Origin of the sequence: Caulobacter sp. DWR2-3-1b2, from assembly GCF_049896345.1 — a bacterium.
Lineage (GTDB): Bacteria > Pseudomonadota > Alphaproteobacteria > Caulobacterales > Caulobacteraceae > Caulobacter.
In genome coordinates this window covers 1-19,608 of sequence record NZ_JAFCUC010000012.1, presented here as the reverse complement: position 1 = coordinate 19,608, position 19,608 = coordinate 1, and the positions used below count along the sequence as shown (strand labels likewise).

Annotated in this window: 17 protein-coding genes and 1 pseudogene; 9 read left to right on the top strand and 9 right to left on the bottom strand. The window is 66.9% G+C overall.

Translation table 11 applies throughout. The annotated features are described in order from the left end of the window. Positions 1 to 951 precede the first annotated feature (951 nt). Complete coding sequence (locus ACP694_RS19700; RefSeq protein WP_426015309.1) at positions 952 to 1,392, top strand: RrF2 family transcriptional regulator; 441 nt, start codon at positions 952 to 954, stop codon at positions 1,390 to 1,392. Positions 1,393 to 1,462: 70 nt separating this feature from the next. Here ACP694_RS19700 and ACP694_RS19695 read toward each other — a convergent pair whose 3' ends face one another. Next, positions 1,463 to 1,894 carry a CBS domain-containing protein gene (locus ACP694_RS19695; RefSeq protein WP_426015307.1) on the bottom strand — a complete coding sequence of 144 codons (432 nt, stop codon included), beginning with the start codon at positions 1,892 to 1,894 and terminating at the stop codon, positions 1,463 to 1,465. Positions 1,895 to 2,122: 228 nt separating this feature from the next. Here ACP694_RS19695 and hfaA point away from each other — a divergent pair, with 228 nt between their 5' ends. The 3 genes from hfaA to hfaD are packed head-to-tail and all read left to right on the top strand — an operon-like array spanning position 2,123 to position 4,740. Beyond that, complete coding sequence (hfaA, locus tag ACP694_RS19690) at positions 2,123 to 2,578, top strand: holdfast anchoring protein HfaA (RefSeq protein WP_426015305.1); 456 nt, start codon at positions 2,123 to 2,125, stop codon at positions 2,576 to 2,578. Further along, positions 2,568 to 3,578 carry a holdfast anchoring protein HfaB gene (gene hfaB / locus ACP694_RS19685; RefSeq protein WP_426015302.1) on the top strand — a complete coding sequence of 337 codons (1,011 nt, stop codon included), beginning with the start codon at positions 2,568 to 2,570 and terminating at the stop codon, positions 3,576 to 3,578. The genes hfaA and hfaB overlap by 11 nt, the downstream gene beginning before the upstream one ends. Further along, positions 3,547 to 4,740, top strand: a complete 1,194-nt coding sequence (hfaD, locus tag ACP694_RS19680) for a holdfast anchor protein HfaD (protein WP_426015311.1) — start codon at positions 3,547 to 3,549, stop codon at positions 4,738 to 4,740. Before hfaB ends, hfaD begins: the two co-directional genes overlap by 32 nt. 386 nt (positions 4,741 to 5,126) lie before the next feature. Here hfaD and ACP694_RS19675 read toward each other — a convergent pair whose 3' ends face one another. The 3 genes from ACP694_RS19675 to ACP694_RS19665 form a co-directional block, all read right to left on the bottom strand. After that, positions 5,127 to 5,588, bottom strand: coding sequence for a hypothetical protein (locus ACP694_RS19675; RefSeq protein WP_426015301.1), 462 nt, complete (start codon positions 5,586 to 5,588; stop codon positions 5,127 to 5,129). Positions 5,589 to 5,750: 162 nt separating this feature from the next. Then, positions 5,751 to 7,262, bottom strand: a complete 1,512-nt coding sequence (gene argJ / locus ACP694_RS19670) for a bifunctional glutamate N-acetyltransferase/amino-acid acetyltransferase ArgJ (RefSeq protein WP_426015299.1) — start codon at positions 7,260 to 7,262, stop codon at positions 5,751 to 5,753. Then, the gene (locus ACP694_RS19665) at positions 7,262 to 8,251 is read right to left on the bottom strand and encodes a peptidylprolyl isomerase (protein WP_426015297.1); all 990 of its coding nucleotides are present in this window, start codon (positions 8,249 to 8,251) and stop codon (positions 7,262 to 7,264) included. Before ACP694_RS19665 ends, argJ begins: the two co-directional genes overlap by 1 nt. 286 nt (positions 8,252 to 8,537) lie before the next feature. On the opposite strand from ACP694_RS19665, the gene secA reads away from it, so the two are divergent. Further along, positions 8,538 to 11,303, top strand: a complete 2,766-nt coding sequence (gene secA, locus ACP694_RS19660) for a preprotein translocase subunit SecA (protein ID WP_426015296.1) — start codon at positions 8,538 to 8,540, stop codon at positions 11,301 to 11,303. A gap of 203 nt (positions 11,304 to 11,506) precedes the next feature. On the opposite strand, the gene ACP694_RS19655 is transcribed toward secA, so the two are convergent. Continuing rightward, the gene (locus ACP694_RS19655; protein ID WP_426015295.1) at positions 11,507 to 12,874 is read right to left on the bottom strand and encodes an MFS transporter; all 1,368 of its coding nucleotides are present in this window, start codon (positions 12,872 to 12,874) and stop codon (positions 11,507 to 11,509) included. A 129-nt stretch (positions 12,875 to 13,003) separates the two neighbouring features. Between ACP694_RS19655 and ACP694_RS19650 the strand changes: the two genes are divergently transcribed. Next, a complete protein-coding gene (locus ACP694_RS19650; protein ID WP_426015293.1) occupies positions 13,004 to 13,711 on the top strand; it encodes an ArsR/SmtB family transcription factor in 708 nt (235 codons plus the stop codon). A gap of 29 nt (positions 13,712 to 13,740) precedes the next feature. Here the strand turns inward: ACP694_RS19650 and ACP694_RS19645 are convergent, their stop codons facing one another. Further along, complete coding sequence (locus tag ACP694_RS19645) at positions 13,741 to 15,594, bottom strand: ABC transporter transmembrane domain-containing protein (RefSeq protein WP_426015292.1); 1,854 nt, start codon at positions 15,592 to 15,594, stop codon at positions 13,741 to 13,743. A 113-nt stretch (positions 15,595 to 15,707) separates the two neighbouring features. Between ACP694_RS19645 and rpmE the strand changes: the two genes are divergently transcribed. Beyond that, the gene (gene rpmE, locus ACP694_RS19640) at positions 15,708 to 15,935 is read left to right on the top strand and encodes a 50S ribosomal protein L31 (RefSeq protein WP_426015291.1); all 228 of its coding nucleotides are present in this window, start codon (positions 15,708 to 15,710) and stop codon (positions 15,933 to 15,935) included. A 217-nt stretch (positions 15,936 to 16,152) separates the two neighbouring features. Here rpmE and ACP694_RS19635 read toward each other — a convergent pair whose 3' ends face one another. Both ACP694_RS19635 and ACP694_RS19630 read right to left on the bottom strand, forming a co-directional pair. After that, the gene (locus ACP694_RS19635) at positions 16,153 to 16,659 is read right to left on the bottom strand and encodes a DUF1465 family protein (protein ID WP_426015289.1); all 507 of its coding nucleotides are present in this window, start codon (positions 16,657 to 16,659) and stop codon (positions 16,153 to 16,155) included. A 173-nt stretch (positions 16,660 to 16,832) separates the two neighbouring features. Then, positions 16,833 to 17,039, bottom strand: coding sequence for a DUF1192 domain-containing protein (locus ACP694_RS19630; RefSeq protein WP_426015288.1), 207 nt, complete (start codon positions 17,037 to 17,039; stop codon positions 16,833 to 16,835). A gap of 88 nt (positions 17,040 to 17,127) precedes the next feature. Here ACP694_RS19630 and ACP694_RS19625 point away from each other — a divergent pair, with 88 nt between their 5' ends. Both ACP694_RS19625 and ACP694_RS19620 read left to right on the top strand, forming a co-directional pair. Next, the gene (locus tag ACP694_RS19625; protein WP_426015286.1) at positions 17,128 to 18,102 is read left to right on the top strand and encodes an NAD(P)H-quinone oxidoreductase; all 975 of its coding nucleotides are present in this window, start codon (positions 17,128 to 17,130) and stop codon (positions 18,100 to 18,102) included. A gap of 534 nt (positions 18,103 to 18,636) precedes the next feature. Continuing rightward, complete coding sequence (locus ACP694_RS19620; RefSeq protein ID WP_426015285.1) at positions 18,637 to 19,356, top strand: DUF1013 domain-containing protein; 720 nt, start codon at positions 18,637 to 18,639, stop codon at positions 19,354 to 19,356. A 155-nt stretch (positions 19,357 to 19,511) separates the two neighbouring features. Here the strand turns inward: ACP694_RS19620 and ACP694_RS19615 are convergent. Continuing rightward, positions 19,512 to 19,608: pseudogene (locus ACP694_RS19615) on the bottom strand (IS5/IS1182 family transposase); the annotation flags it as partial.

The window sequence follows — 19,608 nt, the reverse complement described above, 5'->3', positions numbered from 1 at the left end:
GATCAAACTCTCAGGTTGAGTTGACCGCTAACACAGACTTCAGTTCCAAGGGGAAAACCGAGGAACCGGTTCTGGTTTGCATAGTATCTTGACGAGTTCCCAATCACATCGATGGATCGGAGCCGAAGCTCCGGTCCATGATATTCATGGTGTCTTCAAGAGACCGCAATTGTCAGCGTTCGATGATGACCCGTGAGGTCATCGCCAGAGCGCCGCCGCCTGCGTTTCTCTTTCCAAATCAACAATGTCAAAGACCCAGAGCCTAAGCTCCCAGAACCACCTCGCGGCAGAACCACCCGTTTAGCGCCCGATGTCGGCGGAGGCGGCTATCTATCCAACCTCGACTTCCGTGTCAAACCGTTTCTTTCAAAACGACCCGACCAAACCACCAAGCCAGCTTTCTAACCAACCCAGCAATCCGAGGCACCCTTCTAAAGAACAGCGCCAATCCAGTCAACAAAGAATTTCAAAGAAACCCTCAGAAACCGTCCTAAGAAACCTCAAAAGCTCTTGCGAACTCTTTCCAGTTACTCCGGAGCCGCGCTTTCTAGTGAAAGCAAAACTCCGTGTCAACTGACTGTTTCCTTCCCAGTCGATGCTCTGGCCGAGGCCGTTGCGAAGGACAAAAGACGGGGTGACGGAGCCCTTGAAGACAGGGTCTTCGCAAATTCGTCACCGAGCCGGCTGAGGCCGCAGAACTTAACGATCCACCTTCCCAAATGCAAGGCCGCAAGGCCCTGGATCGGTCCGGCGGGCGTCAGCCCCGAAGCGAGGGCGGTGTTTAGCCATCGCTTCGGAGAGTCGCAACCGCAAAAGCGACCCGATCAATCGCACCTATCCCTTATCTGTGCGCGGATCTGTGCATGGTTTCGCGCCGCGCCCGCAGGCCGCCGCTTGCGCCCTGCCCCGCCCTGGCTTCATAGACCCGTGTAATCAGGAGTCTTCGCGTCCATGCTGTCCCAGAAAGCTCGCTACGCCCTGCGCGCCATGATCGAACTGGCCCGCGAGAGCGGCCAGGTCACGGCCGGCGAGCTGGCGGTGCGGGCCGATGCGCCGCGCAAGTTTCTGGAGGCAATACTTCTTGCATTGGCGCGCAAGGGCCTGGTGACGAGCCGGCGCGGCAAGTTCGGCGGCTATCTACTGGGCCGCGCCGCAGAGACCATCAGCTTCGCCGAGGTGATCCGGCTGGTCGACGGCCCCCTGGCCCTGGCCCCCTGTGTCAGCCGCACGGCCTTCCGCCGCTGCGAGGATTGCCGGGATCTGGCCACCTGCTCCCTACGCGAGGCGCTGCTGCGGGCGCGCGACGCCACGGCGCAGGTGCTGGAAGGCTATAGCCTGGCCGACGCGGTCAGCGGCCCGGGGGCCGAACTGCTGGGCGAGGCGGAGCGCTGAGGCGCACGGCCTCTCTCTAATATTGCGCCCTCTATATAGAGGGCGCGCCAGTGGCCCTTCGAAGCCGTGGTCAGCCGGCCGCGATATAGGCCTTGAGGCCGTCGGCCTCAGCCTGGGTCTCGCGGATCTTGTACTTTACCAGGTCGCCAATCGAGATGATGCCGGCCAGGCGCTGGCCCCTGCAGACTGGCAGGTGGCGGATCCGGCGATCGGTCATCCGCTCCAGCAGGGCGTCGACCGTCTCCTCGGGCTGGGCGAAGACCACGTCGCGGGTCATGCAGGTCGCGATCGCCCGGGTCAGGGCGCTGGCGCCCTCCTTGGCGATAACCCTCACGATGTCGCGCTCGGAGAGAATGCCGGCGATCGTCTCGTCTTCCTCGAGCACGACCATCGCCCCGACCTTGCGGGTGTGGAGCAGCGCCGCCGCAGCGCCCACCGTCTCATTGGGCGAGGCGGTAAACACAAGGTCGCCCTTCTCCTTCAGGATCTGAGAAACCAGCAAAGCTTAATCCTCCCTGCGATATCTTTGTTTTGTTGAGCGTCCTCCAAAGCGCGCTTCAGATCAATGGGCAGCATCAATGTCGCAGTTTCGGGTCTCCGGCCGCCTCCGGGCTTTACCTTAACGAAATCGCGAGACCTTGGGGGTTAGGTCGAACGTTGTCCGATTTTGGCACGAGGGTTGCTTAACAGCCCCGTGTCGACATTCGCGGAGCTTGAGATGGTCGTTTCCATGAAAAAATTGCCGGGTGGCATGGGTGCTTTGGGCCTTTGCTCGGCTGTTTTGACCCTGGCCGTCCTGCCCCTCGGCGCTGGCGCGGCCCAGGCGCAGACCTTGGAAACCAATTCCGCCGCCTTCAACGCCGGCTACGGCCGTCTGGCCGGCTCCGAAAACCACGTCGTCCAGTATTCCACCCGCGACGCCAACGGCAATCGGGTCATCGTCGATGGCGTTATGCTGACCGGCGCGGACCAGAGCGTCTATTCTTCTGGCCAATCGACGGGCTCGCTCGACAGCTATTCCGGGGTTGGGGGCCTCGGCGGCTACGGCAGCTCGACGGCGATCGGCAACAATCTGACGGTCGTCACCCAAGGCAACAACAACACCGTGATCGTCAATTCCAACCAGATCAACAACGGCAATATCAGCGCCGGAACGAATGTCGGGACATCGGGCAATGGCCAGTAAGCGCCTCCTCCTCCTGCTGGCCAGCGCCTGCGCGGCGCTGAGCGCCTGTGGCAGCGTGCCCACCCCCATGGGCAACGGCAATTACGCCACGCCGATCGGCACGGCGCCGGTGACGGCCAACCCCACGCCCTACACGGCGGGCTTGGTGTGTCTGGCGCAATATGCCCGCGCCAACCGGGTGGTCGCCCCGCGCGTCGCCATCGGCCGCATCGCCGACTATACCGGCAAGGAGGAGTCTGACGGTTCGGGCCGCAAGGTCACCCAGGGCGCGTCCCTGCTGGCGATGACCGCCTTCGCCAAGGCCGGCATGCCGATGGTCGAGCGCTTCGACACCTCGGTGTCGGAATATGAGCTGAAATACGCCAACAACAAGCTGATCTCCGACAACCCCAAGCCCGGCGCCGACGCGCCGGCCGAGTATCGCAAGATCCTCGCGGGCCAGGTCCCGGGCTCGGACTTCTACGTAGCCGGCGGGATCACGGAGCTGAACTACAACATCCGCTCGGCCGGCGTGGACGCCTATGCCGGCGACAAGGACACCGACGGCCTGAAGGGCAATTTCAAGCGCCGCGTGTTCGTGATGAACATCGCGCTGGACCTGCGCCTGATCAACACCCGCACGCTGGAGGTGGTCGATGTGATCTCCTACCAGAAACAGGTGGTTGGCCGCGAAGTCAGCCTCGGGGTGTTCGACTTCCTCAATGGCAACATCTTCGACATCTCCGCCGGTCGCGGCGCGCTGGAGCCCATGCAACTGGCCGTGCGCTCGCTGATCGAGCGGGCGGCGATCGAGATGAGCGCCAACCTGTATGGCATGCCTGGTCCGCAGACCTGCCTGAGCTACGACCCCTATGCCGGCAACACCGTCGGCGCGACCGGGGCCTTCGTGCCCGCCTACAACAACCTGGGAACCAACAATGCGCAAACCCGCGAAGACCCGTCTCGCTGGAATGATCGCAGCGATCCCAATGTGCGTGGCGCTGGGCGGAGTCGCTACTAGCCAGACCCTGCCCAGCCAGGGCTCGAACGACCAGCTGAACCTCGGCGCCATCAACGCCGAGCAGACGTTGAACGTCGTCACGGCTGACGAAGGCGTCACGGCGACCACCACGGCGGGCGCCAACAGCTTTGGCATGACCCTGAACGGGGCCGACGGCGGCCTGACCTCCAACCAGGACAACCAGGGCGCCGTGCTGGCCCATGGCGTGGTCAACGCCTCGGGCTCGCTGGGCGACAGCAGCAACATCAACACCACGGCTGTCGGCAACAGCGGCACGGCCCTGGCGGCCGGCGGCACGCTCAGCGCCTTCATGGTCCAGACCAATTACGGATCGGTCACCGCCCGCAGCCAGATCGAGGCCGTGAGCGCCCTGGCCGGTGACGTGATCGAAAGCACCCAGGCGGCCGGTAACAGCCAGGGCCTGTTGCTGGTCAATGGATCGATGGGCGCGCGGGTGAGCCAGAACAACCAGGCCGACGTCGCCGCCGACGGCGGGGCGATCATCCAGTATGTGGCCGGCATCGCTGTCGTGGCGGGTACAGCGGCCGGCAACAATATTGACCTGACCGGGGCCGACCAGTCGGCGGCCCGCGTCATCACAGACCAGAACAACGTCGCGGCCAATGTCACGGCCACCAAGTTCACCGCCTATGGCAACAGCAACCTGACGACCACGGCGGCCACCGCCTCGGGCAACAACCTCAACGCCTCCAACGAGGGCCCGCTGCTCGACGTGGCCAGCCACCAGTACAACACCGCCTATGTCCGGGCCCAAGCCGAGGGTAGCTCCTACGCGTTCGGCGGGGCCCAGGCCACGGCCTACGGCGTGGGCAATTCGGTCTTGGCCGGCAATACCGGGCCGGACCTGGTGCTCGACAACAGCCAGGTCAATGACGGCGGCGGCGTCGAGGTGATCGCCAGCTTCACCGGCGACAACGGCTATGACGCCGGATCCAGCGCCACGGCGGTGGGTAACGCGGTCAGCGGCTATGTCTGCAACCAATGTAGCGGCACGATGAGCGCCACCAACAGCCAGTCCAACAATGTCGATATCAGCGCGCGCTCGACCGTGTCCCTGACCGGCGCCGCCCGCTCGGTGGTCGGCGTCTCGTCGGCCATGGGCAACAACGCCAGCTTCTCGGTGACCAGTCCGGGGTACTAGCCCCCCCGGCGCGTGGGTCTGCTTTCCAGGAGTTCGCGCCGAGCAGGTTCGCGCTATGCGCGGCGGCGAGTCTGTCCGTCGTATACTCGAAATGAACATCAGTCCGGACGCCAGAGTCGCGTGCGGCGCCGTGGATTCAAGACGCGGCCCCAATGTCTTTACCGTCGTCCTTGACCAGCCATTACCCCATCAGACCGAAGTCGAGGTTAAGGCGCTTCCCGACTTCGGGCCGACCCTTTCCCCGGAAACGAGCGAGCGCGTCGGCCGAGACGTGCTGAGATTATTGAGAGCGATCACCCGTGTGTGCAAAGGGTCAGGCGCTCCGCTACCCTCGCACCTCTGAACTGATCGACCATCGGTCCGCACCGGGTCGAAAAGCGGCCCCTTCAGTTCGGCCGCCCCTCCGCCACCAGCTCGAACGCCGCGTCCAGCGCGTCGTCGTTGGCCGCCTCGCCCCGCTTGAGCGCCGCGTCCAGCACGCCCTCCAGCGAGCCCCAGACGAAGGCCAGCTGCTCCAGCACGGCCGGCAACCGCTCGGCCTCGAACCCGGGATAGAGGTCCTCGACCAGCCACAGGCCGGTGAAGGGGTCGAAGCCGAAGCGGCAGCCGATCAGGCGGAACTGGGCGCGGGCCACGGTCTCGAACAGGGCGTCCAGGGTGCGGGCCTGGTCGAGATCGGCGCCGTCGAGCACCTGGCAGCGCACCTGCAGCCAGCCGTTCTGCGGGAACAGGTAGAAGGCTCCGCCATCCTCGGCGCCGGAGACTTCGAGGCCATTGTCGATCTCGGCGACGCGGTAGCCGGCGGCATGGCAGGCGGCGGCGATGTCGTGGAGCTGGATCTCAGACATGAGCCTGTCCTTACTTAAATCCGCTCATCCCGGCGAATGCCGGGACCCAGATCCCATGGCGGTGTGACTGATTGGAGGGGCTCGGAGCCCGTGGCGTCAGCCTCAAAGCCATTCCATCCGGGCCCCGGCCTTCGCCGGGGAGACGGAAGATAGATCGCCCCCTTATGACCGATAGTCCCCGTTGATCGCCACATATTGCTTGGTCAGATCGCACGTCCACACCGTGGCCGTCCCCTTGCCGACGCCGACATCCACCGACACCTCGAACTCGGCCTTTTTGACGTAGGCGCTCATCGCAGCCTCGTCATAGTCGGCCGAGACGAGGCCGTCGCGGGCGGCGTAGAGGTCGCCGAAGCGGATGCTGATGCGCTCTCGGTTGATCGGCTCGTCGGCGCGGCCGACGGCCATGGCGATGCGGCCCCAATTGGCGTCCTCGCCGGCGAAGGCGGTCTTGACCAAGGGGCTCTCGGCGATGGTGCGGGCGATCTTGCGGGCCGAAAGCGGGCTTTCCGCGCCATTGACGGTGATCTTGACGAACTTGCTGGCGCCCTCGCCGTCGCGGACCAACTGCAGGGCCAGGTCCAGTAGCACGGCCTCCAGCTTCTCGCGGAAGTCGGCCAGGCGGCGGTCGCCCGCCCGGTGGATCTTCGGCGCGCCCGACTGGCCAGTGGCGAACAGCAGCAAGGTGTCGTTGGTCGAACGGTCGCCGTCCACCGTCACGCAGTTGAAGGTGGTGCGGGTGTAGAGCGACACCAGGGTCTGCAAAGCGGCCGGGGCGATGGCGGCGTCCGTGGCCACGAAGGCCAGCATGGTGGCCATGTCGGGCGCGATCATGCCCGAGCCCTTGGTGATCCCGGCGATCCGCACCTCGTGCCCGTCGATCAGGGCGGTGGCGTAGGCCCCCTTCGGAAAGGTGTCGGTGGTCATGATCGCCGAGGCGGCGCCAGCCCAGGCGTCCTGCGTGAAGCGGGCCTCCACCTCGCGCAGGTTGGAGATGATCTTGGCGTCGTCGAGTATGACCCCGATCACGCCGGTCGAGGCCATCATCACGTCGCGCTGGCGGCAGTCGAAGCGCTTGCCCACGGCCGTCGCCACCCGGCGCACGGCGTCGGCGCCCGGCTTGCCGGTGAAGCTGTTGGCGCAGCCGGCGTTGACCACCAGGGCCCGCACGTCCTGCCCGCCGGTGGCGGCGAGTTGGCGCTTGCACCAGTCGACCGGGGCCGATCCGACGCCGTGGCGGGTGAACACGCCGGCGCAGCTGGTGCCCTCCGCGAAGCGCATCAGCAGCATGTCCTCGCGGGCGTACTTGTAGAAGCCGGCCCGGCCGGTGGCGATCTCGACCCCGGCGATCGGCGGGATGGTCGGGAACGGCACGGCGAGGGGCGAGACGGCCAGGCCCGGCTTGCCCAGCGCGACGGCGGCGGGCTTGGCGGCCTGAACCGCCTCCTCGGACACAAGGGGGGGCGAGCCCTGGCTGGCGGCCTTCTCGGCGCGGCGCAGGCCGGCGCGCTTGAGGGCCGTGGTCAGCGGGTCGAGCGCCCGCTCCAGGGTGTGGCCGACACTGGCCCCGACCTGGCCGACGATCTCGGCCGGGGTCGGCGACGGCGCGGCGGCGGCTTTTGGCGCGGCGGCGACGGCCTTGGCCGTCGTCTTGGGAACGGGGGGCTTGGTCATTATTTCCTGGCCGGCGCGGCGGCCGGCGCGGCGGCGGGCGCGGCGGCGTCGAGGTCGGAAGGCGGATTGCCGGGACCAGGCTGCAGCGAAGCGGGGGGCGCCGAGGCCGGCTCCTGCGGCGCGCCGGGCACGTCCTGCGGCTTGCTGGTCAGCATCTCCACCTTGCTGGCCCCCCGCAGCTTTTCCAGCAGGTCGCGCACCTGGTCATAGGTCAGGAAGCGGACGATCTGCGGACGGGCGGCCTCGAGCGTGATCGGCTCTTCCAGGCGCTTGTCCTCGACGCGCAGCACGGCCCAGCCGCCCTCGGTCTGGAACGGCCCGACCAGCGCGCCCTTCTGGGCGTCCTTGAGGGCCACGGCATAGGCGGCCGGCATGACGTCGACAGTGAAATAGCCCAGGTCGCCGCCGTTGAAGCGGGTGGCGGGGTCGGTGGAGCGCTCCATGGCCAAAGCGTCGAACGACGCGCCGGTCGAGAGCAGCTTCTTGACCGCCTCGGCGTCGGCCTGGCTGCCGACCAGGATCTGGCGGGCGCGGATCTCTTCCGATCGTTTGGACAGCTTCTGCTGCTCGGCATAGAGGCCGCGGATGGCGTTCTCGTTGACCGCCTTCTCGACGACGTTCTCGACCAGCATGTCGCCCAGGATGCGCTCGCGAGCGGCGGCCAGGCGGCGTTGCGCGACAGGGTCCTTGTCGAGCTTCTGCTTAAGGGCCTCGGCGGCCAACAGCTTTTGGTCGACCACCTCGTCCAGACGCTGGCGGAACAGGTCCGAGCCGATGTCCAGCGGCTCGCCCTCGCTGATCAGCCCCTGGGCCACGGCCTCGCGCTTGACGTCCGACGCCCAGACCGTATGGCCGTCGACCCGCGCCACGGCGGTGTCGCCCGGCTCGGGCGGCCGCTCGTCGGCCTTGTTGCGGCCGCAGGCGGCGACCAGCAGGGTCAGGACGATCGCGGCGGCGACGCCGAAGGCGCGAGGCTTAGCAATATTCATAAGGGGCCGATCTCCGGCTGCAACGCTTTCAGCGCTCTAGCGCGGATTACCGCCAAGAGGAAACAGCTTCGCGATGCGGATCGGAAAAGGCCCGAACCTATTAAACGCCGCTCAAACCGCCACCAGGCCGCCCCGCCTCGCGTTGACACCCGCAAGGGCGGTGCTTAAGTCTCCGCGCGCGCCCTAGACGCCAGTTTCCGCTGGCTTCCATGCCACGAATTTACCGTAGTGAAGGCCCCAAAGCCCTAGCGCCGGCCTCACAGACACACCTCCGGATCCTGTATTCATGCTCGGCTTCGCCAAAAAGTTCTTCGGCTCTTCCAACGACCGCAAGGTCAAGATCATGTCCGCCCGCGTGGCGAAGATCAATGCGCTGGAGCCGGAATACGCCGCGCTGTCGGACGACGCCCTAAAGGCCAAGACCGACGAGTTCAAGGCCCGCCTGGCCAAGGGCGAGAACCTGGAAGACCTGATGCCCGAAGCCTTCGCCGTGGTGCGCGAGGCCAGCAAGCGCGTGCTGGGCATGCGTCACTTCGACGTCCAGATGGTGGGCGGCATGGTGCTGCACGGCGGCGGCATCTCGGAAATGCGCACGGGCGAGGGCAAGACCCTGGTCGCCACCCTGCCCACCTATCTGAACGCCCTCGAGGGCAAGGGCGTCCACGTCATCACGGTCAACGACTATCTGGCCCGCCGCGACGCCGACTGGATGGGCAAGATCCACAACTTCCTGGGTCTGTCCTACGGCGTGATCGTCAACGGCCTGAGCCAGGGCGAGCGCCAGCGCGCCTATCGCAGCGACATCACCTACGGCACCAACAACGAGTTCGGCTTCGACTACCTGCGCGACAACCTCGTCTACAGCGTCGAGGAAATGGTCCAGCGCGGCCACCACTATGTGATCGTCGACGAGGTCGACTCGATCCTGATCGACGAGGCCCGCACCCCGCTGATCATCTCGGGCCCGACCGAGGACCGCAGCGAGTTCTACAAGACCATCGATCTGCTGGTGAAGGATCTGATCAAGGACAAGACCAACTACGATCACGACGAGAAGCAGAAACAGGTCATCCTCACCGAGGACGGCCAGGAGCGCATCGAAGAGATCCTGATGGAGGGCGGCCACCTCGCCGAGGACACCGCCGGCCTCTATGACGCCGCCAACATCTCGGTGGTGCACCACGTCAACCAGGCCCTGCGCGCCAACATCCTCTACACGCTGGACAAGGACTACATCGTCAAGGACGGCGAGGTGATCCTGATCGACGAGTTCACCGGCCGCATGATGAGCGGCCGCCGCCTCTCGGAAGGCCTGCACCAGGCCATCGAGGCCAAGGAAGGCGCCGACGTCCAGCCCGAGAACCAGACCCTGGCCTCGGTGACGATTCAGAACTATTTCCGCCTCTACGGCAAGCTGGCCGGCATGACCGGCACGGCCGCCACCGAGGCCCAGGAATTCGACGACATCTACAAGATGGGCGTCAGCGAGATCCCGACCAACCGCCCGGTCCAGCGCATCGACGACGACGACGAGGTCTATCGCACCGAGCGCGAGAAGAACGACTCGATCCTCAAGCAGATCACCGACTGCCACGCCCGCGGCCAGCCGATCCTGGTCGGCACCGTATCGATCGAGAAGTCCGAGGAGCTGTCGCGCCTGCTGGCCGTCTATCCCTGGGAATGGGAAGGCAAGAAGCACAAGGGCATCCCGCACCAGGTGCTGAACGCCCGCTTCCACGAGCAGGAGGCCGGCATCGTCGCCGACGCTGGCGTGCCCGGCGCGGTCACCATCGCCACCAACATGGCCGGCCGCGGCACCGACATCCAGCTGGGCGGCAATGTCGACATGCGCCTGGCCAATTGGCTGCAGCAGCAGAAGGGGCTTGGGATCACCCCGGCCCATGAGGACGAGCTGGCTCAGAAGGCCGAGCTGGACGCCGAGATCGCCGTCGCCAAGGCCCAGGCCTTGGCCGCCGGCGGCCTGTTCGTGCTGGGCACCGAACGCCACGAAAGCCGCCGCATCGACAACCAGCTGCGAGGCCGCACCGGGCGTCAGGGCGACCCGGGCCACAGCAAGTTCTTCCTGTCGTGCGAGGACGACCTGCTGCGCATCTTCGCCGGCGAGCGGCTGGACGCGATCATGCGCACCTTCGGCGTCCAGGAAGGCGAGGCGATCACTCACAAGTGGCTGAACAACGCCATCGCCACCGCCCAGAAGCGCGTCGAGCAGCGCAACTACGAGATCCGCAAGAACCTCCTGAAGTACGACGACGTCGTCAACGACCAGCGCAAGGCCGTGTTCGAGCAGCGCCAGGAATTTATGGAGGCCACCGACCTCTCCGAGATCATCACCGAGATGCGCCGCGACGTGGTCGATGACTTCGTGGCCCGCTACATGCCGCCCAAGGCCTATGCCGAGCAGTGGGACATCGAAGGCCTGGACGAGCGCGTCCAGTCGATCTTCGGCATGGAGCTGCCGCTGAAGGACTGGGCCGCCGAGGAAGGCATCGGCGACGAGGAGATGCGCGAGCGTATCGCCAAGGCCGCCGACGAACGGGCGATCGAGCGCGAGGCGATCATCACCCCCGACCAGATGCGCTCAGTGGAAAAGAGCTTCCTGCTGCAGATGATCGATCTGCAGTGGCGCGAGCACTTGATGCACCTGGACCACCTGCGCAATGTCATCGGGCTGCGCGGCTACGGCCAGCGCGATCCGCTGAACGAGTACAAGACCGAGGCCTTCTCGCTGTTCGAGAAGCTGCTGGGCGACCTGCGGACCAACACCACCCGCTGGCTGATGACGGTCGAGATCGCCTATGCCGATCCCGAGCCGCTGCACACTCCTGAAGGCCTGATCGAGGTCCACCTGGACCCGCTGACCGGCGAAAACGTCGCCGTGGCCGGCGCCCTGCCCGAGGGCCTGTCGCCCCAGCAACGCGAAGCCCTGCCAGTCTCGGTGTTGCCGGAAGGCTGGGAATATACCGCCCGCAACGGCGCCTGCCCGTGTGGATCGGGCAAGAAGTTCAAGCACTGCCACGGGGCGCTGGTTTAGGCGCTGAGCGCTTGGTGATCTGAAGACGCCCGCCTTCGGAAACCAGGGCGGGCGTTTTTCTTTTGGCTTTTTGACCCGCTCATCCCGGCGAATGCCGGGACCCAGATCCCAAGGCGCCGGGCTGATTGGAAGACCTCTGAGCGAGCGGAACCCGCCTCGGACCATTCCATCTGGGTCCCGGCATTCGCCGGGATGAGCGGAGTTTAAGTGACTCTCTTCCCCCCACTCCGCGCCGCCACCCACGCCGCCCCCACCAGCACTGCGGCCGCGATCATCCCGGACGCCCGGAGCCCCGCCGCGATCCGGTCGGGTCCGCCGGCCGCCAACGCGCCCATCACCGCCACGCCCGCCGCCCCCGCCGCCTGGCGGCAGGCGTTGAGCACCCCCGACGCGGTGCCTGAGAAGTGCCGGTCCACATTGGCCAGCAGGGCGCTGGTCATCACTGGCACCGCCGTGCCCATGCCGCCGGGGATCAGCAGGAAGCCGGGGACCATCAGCCAGAAGGGTGTCGTCGGCGTCAGCCGGCTGGTCAGGGCGTAGCCTAACGCCGCCACCAGCACCCCGCCGGCCATGGTCCGCGCGGGTCCAAAGCGGGCCGCAATCCGACCGCTCAGCAGGTTGGCGGCGATGAAGGTCGCCGTCAGGGGCAGGAAGGCCAGGCCAGCCTGGACCACGTCGTAGCCGGCGGAACGCTGAAGAAAGAGGCCCAGCACGAAGATGACCCCGTAATAGGTGAAGTTCACCGACACCCCGACCACCACCACCGACCAGACCATCCGGTTGCGGAACACCTCCAAAGGAACCGCTGGATGGGCGCTGCCCCTCTCGACCGTCAGGAAGGCCGCCACGGCCAGCAAGCCGCCGACCAGCGCGCCCAGCACGAGCGGGTCGCTCCAGCCCCTGTGGCCGCCCTCGATGACCGCCCCGACCAGCAGGGTCAGGGCCACGAAGGCCAGGGCCTGGCCGGGCAGGTCCAGCGGCCGCTTCTGGCGCGGCGGGGCCTCTGGGACGAACAGCAGCGTCAGGATCGCCCCGGCCAGGCAGAGCGGCAGGTTGACCAGGAACACCCAGCGCCAGCCCAGCGCGCCGATCAGCAGGCCGCCGATCACCGGCCCGGCGGCGATCGACACCCCGCCGGCCGCCGTCCACCACCCCACGGCCCAGGCCCGCGCCTCGTCATCGCCCGCCGCCGCGTGGGTGATCAGGGCCAGGGACGGCGGCACCAGCAGGGCCGCAGCCGCGCCCTGCACCGCGCGCGACAAGACCAACTGCGCGGCGCTCTGGGCCAGGCCGCAGGCGGCCGAGGAGACGGCGAACAGCACCAGCCCGCTTAGGAACGCCCGCCGGGGTCCGAACCGGTCGCCGAGCGCGCCCGCCGAAAGCAAGAGCGCCGCCAGCAGCAGCGCATAGGCGTCGACCACCCATTGCAGGCTGGCGGTCGGCGCGTTGAACTCGCGGCCGATCGCATCCAGGGCGACATTGACGATGGTGACGTCCAGTTGGACGATCGTGAAGCCGAAGCTGGCGGCGAGCAGGATCAGCGGCAGTTGGGCGACTCGGGGCGTGGTCATGGCGTGATCTTCGCCCAGCGCGGGCATGGATGTTACAGCGAAGACTGAAGCTTTCGCTGGCGGCCCAGAATATTCTAAAAATCCGCTCATCCCGGCAAAGGTCGGGATGAGCGGCAGAAAGGTTAGGTCATGGAAGCCAACATCGCCTCCCCCGCCGCCCTGATCGGCGATCCCAGCCGGGCGGCCATGCTGCAGGCCCTGATGGACGGCCGCGCTCACCCCGCAGGCGCCTTGGCCTGGGCGGCGGGCCTGACCGCCCAGGCGGCCAGCAACCACCTGGCCAGGCTGGTGGACGGCGGCCTGCTGAGCGTCGAGCGCCAGGGGCGCCACCGCTATTACCGCCTGGCCAACGCCGAGGTCGCCCATGTGCTCGAGGCCCTGGCCGTGCTGGCTGCGCCGGTGCGGTCGCTGCAACAGCCCCGCTCGCCCGAGGCCCGCGCGCTGCGTGAAGGCCGCCGCTGTTACGGTCACCTGGCGGGACGGCTGGGCATCGCCGTGACCGACGCCCTCGTCGCGCGGGGCGTGCTCGCGCTGGCCGACGACAAGCTCTACGCGGTCCCCGACGCCGGCCGCGCCTGGTTCGGGGACCTGGGCCTGGAGCCTACCGCCCTACGCGCCAAGCGCGGCGTCGCCCGCCAGTGCCTCGACTGGACCGAACGCCGCCACCACCTGGCCGGCCCGTTGGGCGTGGCCCTGCTGTCGCGGATGGTGGCGCTGGGCTGGATCGACGCAGGCACCGGCAGCCGGGCGGTGAAGTTGACCATGCTGGGGCGTGAGGAACTACGCTTGCGGCTGGGTGTAGACTTGGAGACGATGGAGGGTAGGGAGGCGGCTTAGCGTCCTTTCTCCCGCAAGGGGAGAAAGATTTAGGCCGCCTCCACCCCGAACTGCAGCCGCGCCAGCTTCGCATACAGCCCGCCCTGGGCCGAGAGCTCGGCGTGGGTGCCTTGCTCCACGACGCGGCCGTCTTCCATGACCACGATCCGGTCCGCTTTCAGCACCGTGGCCAGGCGGTGGGCGATGACCAAAGTGGTGCGGCCTGACATAGCGTCGTGCAGGGCCTTCTGAACCAGCCGCTCGTTCTCGGCGTCGAGCGCCGAGGTGGCCTCATCGAGCAGCAGGATCGGGGCGTTGCGGACCAAGGCGCGGGCGATGGCCAAGCGCTGGCGCTGGCCGCCCGACAGGGTCTTGGCGCGTTCGCCGACGGGCGTGTTGAACCCCTCCGGCAGGGCTTCCAGGAAGCCGGTCGCCTGGGCGGCGGCGGCGGCGGCGCGGGCCTCGGCCTCCGTCGCCTCCTCGCGGCCAAAGCGGATGTTGTCCAGCGCCGAGCCGGAGAACAGCGGCGAGTCCTGGGCGACCAGGGCCATGCGGGCGCGGACCTCGGCCGGGTCGGCAGCGCGCAGATCGACGCCGTCCAGCTTCACCGACCCCATCTGCGGGTCATAGAAGCGCAGCAGCAGCCGCAGGACGGTGCTCTTGCCCGCCCCCGAGGGTCCGACCAGGGCCACGGTCTCGCCGGGCCTGACGGTCAGGTCGAAGCCCCGCAGCGCCGGCAGGTCCGGACGACCGGGATAGGCGAAGGTGACGTTCTCGAAAGCGATCGCCCCCAGGGCCGGCATGGGCAGGGCCTGGGGCTTTTCCGGCGCGGCGATGCCGGGCTCGGAATTGAGCAGATCGGAGATTCGCTCCATGGCGCCGGCCGCCTTCTGCACGTCGCCCCAGACCTCGCCCAGGGCGCCGACCGAGCCGGCGGAGAAGATCGCCAGCAGGGCGAACTGGGCCAGGGTGCCGCCGGTCATCTCGCCCGCCAGCACCAGGTGCGCGCCCACCCACAGCAACAGGGCCACGCCGCAGAAGGCCAGGGCCATGACCACGGCGGTCATCGCGGCCCGGGCATTGATACGCTTGACGGAAGCTTTGTAGGCGCCTTCGACGGCGCCGCCGAACCGGATGTCGGCTGCGCCCTCGCGCCCGAAGGCCTGGACGGTGTCCAGCGCGTCCAGACTCTCGCCGGCATAGCCCACCGCGTCGGCGAACTTGTCCTGGGCGCTGACCGACAGCTTGCGGACATTGCGGCCCAGCAGGAAGATCGGCGCCAGGATCACCGGCACCATCAGCACGATGAAGCCCGCCAGCTTGGGACTGACAAAGGCCATGTAGCCCAGGCCGCCGATCAGGCTGAGGATGTTGCGCAGGGCCACCGAGACGCTGGTCCCGACCAGTTGCTCAATGATGGTGATGTCGGTGGTCATCCGCGACAGCACCTCGCCGGTGCGGGTCTTCAGGAAAAAGGCCGGGTCCAGCTTGAGCGTGTGGCCATAGAGCGCCCGGCGCAGGTCGGCGACCACGCGCTCGCCCAGCCGGGTGACGAAGAAGAACCGCAGGGCCGTGGCCACGGCCAGCAGCACGGCGACCGCGCCGAGGCCCAGGAAGGCGCTGTTGATCGCGGTGTCCGAGCCTTTGGTGAAGCCCTTGTCGATCACCCCCTTGAAAGCCCCTGTCAGGCCCAGGGTGGCCCCGGTGGAGAACAGCAGGAAGAAGCCGGCCGCCAGGGCGTCGCCCACGTGGCGGCGCACGAACGGCAGCAGATGGGCCAGGGGACGGATGTCTTTCCGACGGGGACGACGGTTGGCCGCCTCGGCCAGGTTCTGCACCAGCTCCGCGCCGGCGCTCGGCCTGCCCTCGGCCGAAATCTCGCCCGCGTTCACGTCACTCATCAACTGTCCCTTGCCAAATTCGCGCGCTTTCTTTATATCCGCGCGTCTCCGAGAGCCACCCGCAAGGCTGGCCCCCGCCCACATTACACGCCGCCTCAAGTCGGTTGGATCGCCCGATGAAACAAGACATTCACCCCGACTACCACTTCATCACCGTCACCATGACCGACGGCACGTCCTATCAGACCCGTTCGACCTACGGGAAAGAAGGCGCGACCCTGGCGCTGGACATCGATCCGCGCGTCCACCCGGCCTGGACCGGCGGCAACGCCCACATGATGGACCGCGGCGGCCGCGTCTCGCGATTCAACGCCAAGTTCGCCGGCTTCACCGCCAAGAAGTAGGCGTCCCAACGCTTCTCGCCGCAAGGCGACGAAAGGCCGGTACCGCGTTCGCGGGCCGGCCTTTTTGGTTTTGGGGGAGTTCCGCCCCCTATGGGGGCGGACAGGCGGCGAAGCCGCCAGGTGGGGGGTAAGTGCGGGCTGCCCGTGCCGCGAACACTTGCCCCCTCCGGGCCTTCGGCCCTCCTGCCCCAGAGGGGGAAGAGCCTCTAATCCATCTTTAAGCCGCGCCGAACGCCGCGGTCAGCCGGTCGAAATGCGCCTGCACCGGGCGCGGAGCCTCTTCCAGGGCCGCCTCGACATACATCCGCTTGTCCAGGTGGCGCACCCGCTCGTACAGGCGCTCGGAGCGTTGCAGCAGGTTGACGAGGCCGAAGGGCAAGTCCTCGATGGCGGCGGGGTTCCCGGACTCCAGACCCAGGCGATAGTTGTCGGCGCAGGCGGCCTCGGCGGCCATCTCGCCTTCCTTGACCGCGCGCTGCACCAGCAGCCACGAGGCCACCTGCATCAGGCGGGTCGTCAGGCGCATGCTTTCGCTGGCATAGGCCAGGGCCGCGTTACGCGACAGAATCTTGCTGTCGTGGCGGCCCGCGCCGTCGAGATAGGCGGCGGTTTCCTCGACCAGAATCATGCCTTCCTCGAACGTGCGGTCGAACAGTTCGGAGCGGGCGAAGTCCTGGATGACTCCGGCGCGCCAAGGGGCCGCGGACGCGTTCAACTCGGTCATAGCTACTCATTGCCCCTTCGAAAGGCCGCGAGACGTCTCGCCAAGGCAGGAGGACTGCAACCCCCGTGCCAGACGCAACCGTGCCGTTTCGCGACCGCCCCCCCAAGTCCGAATGAAGTCGAATTGTCCGAGTCAGGCGGGTTGAAGACTCCGCCTTTAGGGTAAACCGTTCGTTAGTCCAGGCGACCAAACAGCGCATTGGCCGCGTCGCGCCCAGCTTTTTTCTTCGAGAGCTGCGTCCGGGTGCGGGCGATTTCCGCCTCCAGTGCGTCGATACGCTCTTCCAGTTCGGCGACCCCGTACGTCTCTAGATCTTCATGCGTGGTCGCGCTCAGCGCATCGCCGCGGAAAGCGCGCGGCTCGACCGGTTCTTCCAGCATGGATCGGTCTCCCTTGGCTCGACCCCTTTTCGAGCCGCCATCTGACGCCTACCAAGGGCGGGACGCAAGCCTCACGGGATTCTCCGCCATGTCTGACACCATGACCGCCATCGCCATCGAAGGCGGCAAGGGCCCCGCCGCCGCCCTGTTCGCGGAGACCGTGGCGCGACCCGAGCCCGGCCCCGGCCAGATCCTGATCCGGGTGCGAGCCGCCGGCGTCAACCGTCCCGACCTGTTGCAACGCCTGGGCTACTACCCGCCGCCGCCCGGCGCGTCGACCATCCTGGGCCTGGAGGTATCCGGCGAGGTGGTGATCGGATCGGGCCGCTGGAAGGAAGGCGACAAGGTCTGCGCCCTGCTGGGCGGGGGCGGCTACGCCCAATATGCCGTGGTCGACGCGCGCCACGCCTTGCAGATTCCGGACGGTTTCGACTTCGCCCATGCCGCCGCCCTGCCCGAGACGGTGTTCACCGTCTTCGCCAACGTGTTCGAACATGGCACGTTGAAGCCTGGCGAGACCTTGCTGGTTCACGGCGCGACGTCCGGTATCGGGACAACGGCGATCGCCATGGCCAAGGCGCACGGTGCAAAGGTGATCGCCACCGGCCGCGGCGCCGACAAGAAGGCCCAGGCCCTGGCCCTGGGCGCCGACATCGCGGTCGACGCCAAGACCGAGGACTTCGCGCAGATCGCCAAGGCGGCCGGCGGGGTTGACGTGGTGCTCGACATGGTCGGGGCTAGCTATCTCGACAAGAATCTCGACGCCCTGAAGCTGGGCGGCCGCATCGTCTATATCGCCGCCCTGGCCGGGCCGATCCTGGAGGTTCCGGTCATGACCCTGATGCAGAAGCGCGCGGTGCTGACCGGCTCGACCCTGCGCCCCCGCTCCGCCGACGAGAAGGCCCGCCTGGCCGCCGAAGTCGAGCGCGTGGTCTGGCCGTGGATCGCGGCAGGCAAGGTCAAGCCGGTGATCGACGCGACCTTCCCGTTGGAAGACGCCGCCCGGGCCCACGCCCACCTGGAAGCGGGCGAGCATGTCGGCAAGGTGGTGCTGCTGGCGTGAGGAGCCATGCTGCGTTTACGATTGCTCTGAGACAATGTTGAGTGCGCTAGAGGTTCAAAGCGGGGAAGCGTTATGAGCCTCAATAGCCTGCGCGACTTGATTGAGAATCCGCACCACGTGGCGCTGGGTGCCCTTGTTTTAGCTGGTGTAGGATTGATCTCGGCTAAGAAGCCCCATCCCCTGCTTCAGTGATCAGGTTGGTCGGTGGTGATTGCTGGGATGATGTTGTTTGGGTCTGACTCGAAGGGCACAGGTCTCGACACCTCAGTTCCACACCTGGCGGTGCTAGCAAGCATCGGGTTGCTTGTGGGCGGTATGGTCACGGCGCGGGAAATTCTACGTAACCGCCGCATGCCAATCCGAGACCGCATAGCACTTGAAAGGCGGCGCTATGGCCGGCAGCCCCCCGCGAACTTGGGCTGATAGACGCACATTGCGATCCCCGTTCCCTTTCGAGAAGAACCGCATTATAGGTCCACACTAGAACATCCCGCCCGGCCGCAAGGTCGGGCGCCGTCATTTCTGGAGCCCCTCATGGCCGACATCCTGATGCCCAAGGCGACCGCCGTCTGGCTCGTGGAAAACACGTCGCTGACCTTTGAGCAGATCGCCGACTTCTGTGGTCTGCATCCGTTGGAAGTCAGCGGCATCGCCGACGGCGAGGTCGCCCGCGACATCCGCGGCGCCGACCCGATGGGCAATGGCCAGCTGACCCGCGAAGAGCTGGACAAGGCCCAGGCCAACGACCAGTACCGCATGAAGGCCCAAGTCAGCCGTCACGCCGAGCTGCTGAAGCCGCAGAAGAAGGCCCCGCGCTACACCCCGGTGTCGCGCCGTCAGGACCGTCCGGACGCCATCGCCTGGTTCGTCCGCCATCACCCGGAAGTCACCGACGCGCAGATCTCCAAACTGCTGGGCACCACCAAGTCGACCATCGACCAGGTGCGCAACCGCCAGCACTGGAATTCGGCCAACATCAAGCCGGTCGATCCGGTGACGCTGGGCCTGGTGGGCCAGCTGGAACTGGACGCCTTGGTCAAGAAGGCCGCCGAGAAGAAGGCCAAGGACGACTTGAAGAAGGGCATCCTGCCCGAGGATCCGACCCTGCGTCCCGCGTCGGAGACCAGCGCTTTGCCCGATGACCACGACGCCGAAGAGGCCGCGATCCGCAAGGGCCGCATCGAGCCCAAGGCCGAGGACGTATTCGGCAAGTCCACCTATGTGCCGGACGAGGACGAAGACGACGAGGACTGATGAATTGGGGACAGGCGCATGCGCCTGCCCCGACCGCAGACAAAAGGCCCGCCCCGGTTTCACGCGGGGCGGGCCTTTCTGTTTTCGGCCTCCTCAATCGGTCACCGCGCTTCAGGCGATGACGCAGAGGGGGCTAGGCCGTAGTGACGATTTAGCTATTTGAGCCATAGCATGATGGCGGCGAGGGTTACGAAGCCCATGAAGGTGGTTGCAAGCTTGTCGTACCGGGTTGCGATGCGGCGGAACTGCTTG

What these genes read in the sequence shown, in the direction of transcription:
- ACP694_RS19665 (WP_426015297.1), bottom strand. Translation starts at nt 8,251, where the DNA reads ATGAATATTGCTAAGCCTCGCGCCTTCGGCGTCGCCGCCGCGATCGTC.
- ACP694_RS19635 (WP_426015289.1), bottom strand. Translation starts at nt 16,659, where the DNA reads ATGACCGAGTTGAACGCGTCCGCGGCCCCTTGGCGCGCCGGAGTCATC.
- ACP694_RS19655 (WP_426015295.1), bottom strand. Translation starts at nt 12,874, where the DNA reads ATGACCACGCCCCGAGTCGCCCAACTGCCGCTGATCCTGCTCGCCGCC.
- argJ (WP_426015299.1), bottom strand. Translation starts at nt 7,262, where the DNA reads ATGACCAAGCCCCCCGTTCCCAAGACGACGGCCAAGGCCGTCGCCGCC.
- ACP694_RS19620 (WP_426015285.1), top strand. Translation starts at nt 18,637, where the DNA reads ATGGCCGACATCCTGATGCCCAAGGCGACCGCCGTCTGGCTCGTGGAA.
- rpmE (WP_426015291.1), top strand. Translation starts at nt 15,708, where the DNA reads ATGAAACAAGACATTCACCCCGACTACCACTTCATCACCGTCACCATG.
- ACP694_RS19630 (WP_426015288.1), bottom strand. Translation starts at nt 17,039, where the DNA reads ATGCTGGAAGAACCGGTCGAGCCGCGCGCTTTCCGCGGCGATGCGCTG.
- ACP694_RS19675 (WP_426015301.1), bottom strand. Translation starts at nt 5,588, where the DNA reads ATGTCTGAGATCCAGCTCCACGACATCGCCGCCGCCTGCCATGCCGCC.
- hfaD (WP_426015311.1), top strand. Translation starts at nt 3,547, where the DNA reads ATGTGCGTGGCGCTGGGCGGAGTCGCTACTAGCCAGACCCTGCCCAGC.
- secA (WP_426015296.1), top strand. Translation starts at nt 8,538, where the DNA reads ATGCTCGGCTTCGCCAAAAAGTTCTTCGGCTCTTCCAACGACCGCAAG.
- hfaB (WP_426015302.1), top strand. Translation starts at nt 2,568, where the DNA reads ATGGCCAGTAAGCGCCTCCTCCTCCTGCTGGCCAGCGCCTGCGCGGCG.
- ACP694_RS19650 (WP_426015293.1), top strand. Translation starts at nt 13,004, where the DNA reads ATGGAAGCCAACATCGCCTCCCCCGCCGCCCTGATCGGCGATCCCAGC.
- ACP694_RS19700 (WP_426015309.1), top strand. Translation starts at nt 952, where the DNA reads ATGCTGTCCCAGAAAGCTCGCTACGCCCTGCGCGCCATGATCGAACTG.
- ACP694_RS19625 (WP_426015286.1), top strand. Translation starts at nt 17,128, where the DNA reads ATGTCTGACACCATGACCGCCATCGCCATCGAAGGCGGCAAGGGCCCC.
- hfaA (WP_426015305.1), top strand. Translation starts at nt 2,123, where the DNA reads ATGAAAAAATTGCCGGGTGGCATGGGTGCTTTGGGCCTTTGCTCGGCT.